The organism is Pseudoalteromonas sp. TB51 (genome assembly GCF_000498055.1).
Lineage (GTDB): Bacteria > Pseudomonadota > Gammaproteobacteria > Enterobacterales > Alteromonadaceae > Pseudoalteromonas > Pseudoalteromonas atlantica.
Genome location: NZ_AUTO01000359.1, coordinates 1 through 3763 on the forward strand (window position 1 = coordinate 1; position 3763 = coordinate 3763).

2 protein-coding genes are annotated in these 3763 nt (G+C 41.1%); one reads left to right on the forward strand and one right to left on the reverse strand.

All coding sequences use genetic code 11. From position 1 onward, the window contains the following. On the reverse strand, positions 1–1112 hold a 1112-nt coding region (locus tag L650_RS0123005; RefSeq protein WP_029771904.1), incomplete at its 3' end, for an ISAs1 family transposase. A gap of 202 nt (positions 1113–1314) precedes the next feature. Here L650_RS0123005 and L650_RS0123010 point away from each other — a divergent pair. Further along, positions 1315–3471 (forward strand): TonB-dependent receptor family protein, encoded by a 2157-nt coding sequence (locus L650_RS0123010; RefSeq protein WP_029774544.1) that lies wholly within the window; start codon positions 1315–1317, stop codon positions 3469–3471. Positions 3472–3763: the final 292 nt, after the last annotated feature.

Sequence of the window (3763 nt, forward strand, 5' to 3'; positions counted from 1 at the left end):
AACAGGGTTGAGCGGTAATCATCGTCTAGCCCTGCCATTTTCTTTTTCCTCGCCATACTAGCTGACTTAGATGTATCTTGTTTAAAAAGCGCCATGGCTATCTTTCGCATTACATTAAACATTAATGGCCCTTGAAGTTTGCGTATTCTCGATTCATCTTCTCTGAAGTTCATATCAAGCATCCAATGCATGCTTTCAACCTGCCAGTGACTGCGTACCGCATTGAGTGCTTGCGCTGCATTTAAGTCTAATGAACTTATATACCAGCGTGTTTCAGTGGTATCCGACCCTGCCGACTTATCATGAACTTCAGCCCTGACCTTAATAATACTCGTTAAGCCAGGCCAACGATAATCCTTGCCTAACCAGCTTTTATCTATAAGTAACTGCTGGCATGTACGTGTTTCAACACGCCCATGTCCTGAGCTTATTTCGGTATATTCATCACAATTATGCTGAGTTAACCTTTCACGCTCGCACTTGTGCCACCACGCTTCTAGTTCCTTTTGCATGCCTGAATGATTACCTTTAAGTGCAAGAATATAATCTGCTTTTTGTTGGATGATTTGTTTTGCTATTTCTTGTTGGCATCCCATCGCATCTAACGTAATGATACTGTTTTCAATATCGAGCAGGGTGAGTAATTCTGGTATTGCGGTGATTTCATTTGTTTTATTATCAACAGCCGTCTGCCCAAGCACTAACTGGTGTTGGCAACTCCATGCACTGACCGTGTGTAAGGCACTTTTTCTGTCTTTTGTGGTAAATGAACGTCGTGCGGTTTTGCCATCGATAGCGATGATATCTGCACCTGTGGTTTCAATCAGTGATGATATCCAAGATTGAAATGCCCTTTCTATTTCATTTGCTTTTAACCGACACATGACGCGAGCAATCGTGTCATGTTTTGGAATTCCTGCGTTGAACGTACCGTATTTTTTTAACCAATCAAGCTTTAGGTGCCCAAAGTCTTCAATATCTTCCCATCCTTCTGCACCAGAGAGTACAGCGCTAATAGCAAGGAGAAGAATATCGATAAGTTCATGCTTTTTACAACGTTCAATGCGAGGATCTGTAATTGAATTAAAATGTTTCAGAAAAGTAGTGCTCATATTTATGCGACCAAGTAATTATTATGCCTTGATCTGATCACTACTTGCTCTATAAGTTCAATTTATAATGATCTTGCCGTGATATGAAGATTTTTAGTTATAAAAACTTACACACGTAAACGCTGAATAACATTGATTCTCATTCGTTAACGTGTTTAAATTGCGCCAATTTAGTTAATTGACCCAATTTAGGATAGTCTCAATGGCACATAAGTTTTTAGTATCTACCCTTGCAACTGCGGTTGCCTTGTCTATTAGTGCAACTGCAATGGCAAAAGATATGGGTAAGGTAGAGCGTAACTTTGAACAAATTACAGTTATAGGCTCACAACAAGCTATTAACGATATTCCGGGCTCTGCAACGTTTATTTCGGATGCTGAGCTGCAAAAATTTGAATTTACCGACATTTCTCGTGTTTTAGCCTCTGTACCTGGTGTTTACGTACAAGAAGAAGACGGCTACGGCCTGCGCCCTAATATAGGTATGCGCGGAACTGGCACTGGTCGTAACGACAAAATATCAGTAATGGAAGATGGTGTACTTGTAGCACCTGCGCCTTACTCGGCTCCTTCGGCTTATTACTTCCCTACTATGGGCCGCATGGAGTCTATTGAAGTATTAAAAGGTGCTGCATCGGTTAAATATGGTCCACGTACTACAGGCGGCGTTTTAAACTTATTATCGCGCAGCTTACCAACCGAGCCTAATAGCTCAACAGGTATGCTTGATGCTGCCTTAGGTAGCGATGGCTACTATAAAGGCCATGCTTATTTTGCCAAAGAAAAAAACAATACCGCGGGTTTAATTGAAGTATTTACCTACGGCGCAGATGGTTTTAAAGACCTGCCAGTTGGCGATGACAACACCGGCTTTGAAAAAACTGACTTACTATTAAAGTTAGGCCATACATTTGGTAAAAATGACGCGCATAACCTTGAGCTAAAAATTAAGTATTCAGACGAAACATCAGACGAAACTTACATGGGCTTAACCGATGCCGATTACCAAGCAACGCCATACCGTCGTTATGCGGCATCGCAAAATGATGAAATGAATACCCGTCACAATGCTTATCAACTTAACTATGCATATCGCTTTGGTGCAGGTTACGAACTACTTGCTACGGCATATTTAAACGACTTTCATCGTAACTGGTATAAAGCCAGTAAAGTAAGCGAAAGCTACCTTGAGCAGTACAGCGAATTTGAAGCCAACCCTACCGCACAAGGTATTGAAGGCATTGCTATAAAAGCAAATAACCGCGACTACCAAGCTAAAGGTATTCAGTCTGAGCTGCATATTCCTGCTGGCAATCACTATATAACTGTGGGTATGCGTTACCATGAAGACGAAATGGATCGCTTTCAGTGGCAAGACGAGTACACGCTTAATCAAGACTTAAGCATGACACTGACAGAGCGCGGAGTTCCGGGCTCAGACAGTAACCGCGTAGATAGTGCCACTGCACGTACTTTATTTATTCAAGACGAATGGACGCTAGATGCATTAGTGATCAGTGCTGGCCTGCGCTTCGAAGACATTACGATTACCCGTGAAGAGTGGGCAAAGTCGGATCCTAAACGCAGCAATGGTTTAACTAAAAATGTGTCGAACGACACTGATATTTTAGTGCCGTCACTCGGTGCAACTTACACAGTAAACGACAACATCACTCTACTTGCTGGTATTCAACAAGGTTATGCACCAGCCGCGCCGGGTAATGCCGACCAAGAAGAAGAAAAAAGTGTAAATATTGAATTTGGTTCACGCTATAACGTAAGCGGTATTAATGGTGAAATTATTGCGTTTTATTCTGATTACGACAACATGCACGGTAATTGTACTGCCGCTGTAGGGTGTAGCGATGAGAACATTGGCGATCAATATAACTATGGTGAAGTAGCTGTTTCTGGCGTTGAATTTAGTGCAGGCCATACTTTTAACACCGATACTGTTATGTTCCCGGTTAAGCTAACTTACACCTACACCGATTCTGAATTTAAAAACACTTTTGATTCAGAAATTTGGGGCACAGTAGAAAAAGGCGACGCTATGCCTTACGTGCCAAAAAACCAAGTAGCACTCTCTATGGGTGCTGAATTATCAGCATTTGTTGTACACAGCCAACTGCGCTATGTATCTGACTCACATGCAGATTTAACCGACTCTGGCTTAAATGCTATTAATAGCCGTGTGGTATGGGATTTAGCCGCTAAATACCGCATCGACGACAATCAAAAAGTATACTTAAGCGTTGATAACTTGTTTGATAAAACCTACATTGCTAATCGTGCTAATGGCGGTATTCAACCAGGTAAGCCTCGTACCCTACAGTTGGGCTACAGCTACTCATTCTAAGTTGAAAGCTGGTTAAACGGCTCACTAACAGCGTTAATAATTTTTTATGTAGGAAACACTACACATCTAAATTATTGCCTTGTTATTGAACCGTTTACCTGCGCTTTTAAGGCAATACTACTTACTAACAGCGTTAATAATTTTTTATGTAGGAAACACTACATATCTAAATTATTGCCTTGTTATTGAACCGTTTACCTGCGCTTTTAAGGCAATACTACTTACTAACAGCGTTAATAATTTTTTATGTAGGAAACACTACATATCTAAATTATTGCCTTGTTATTGAACC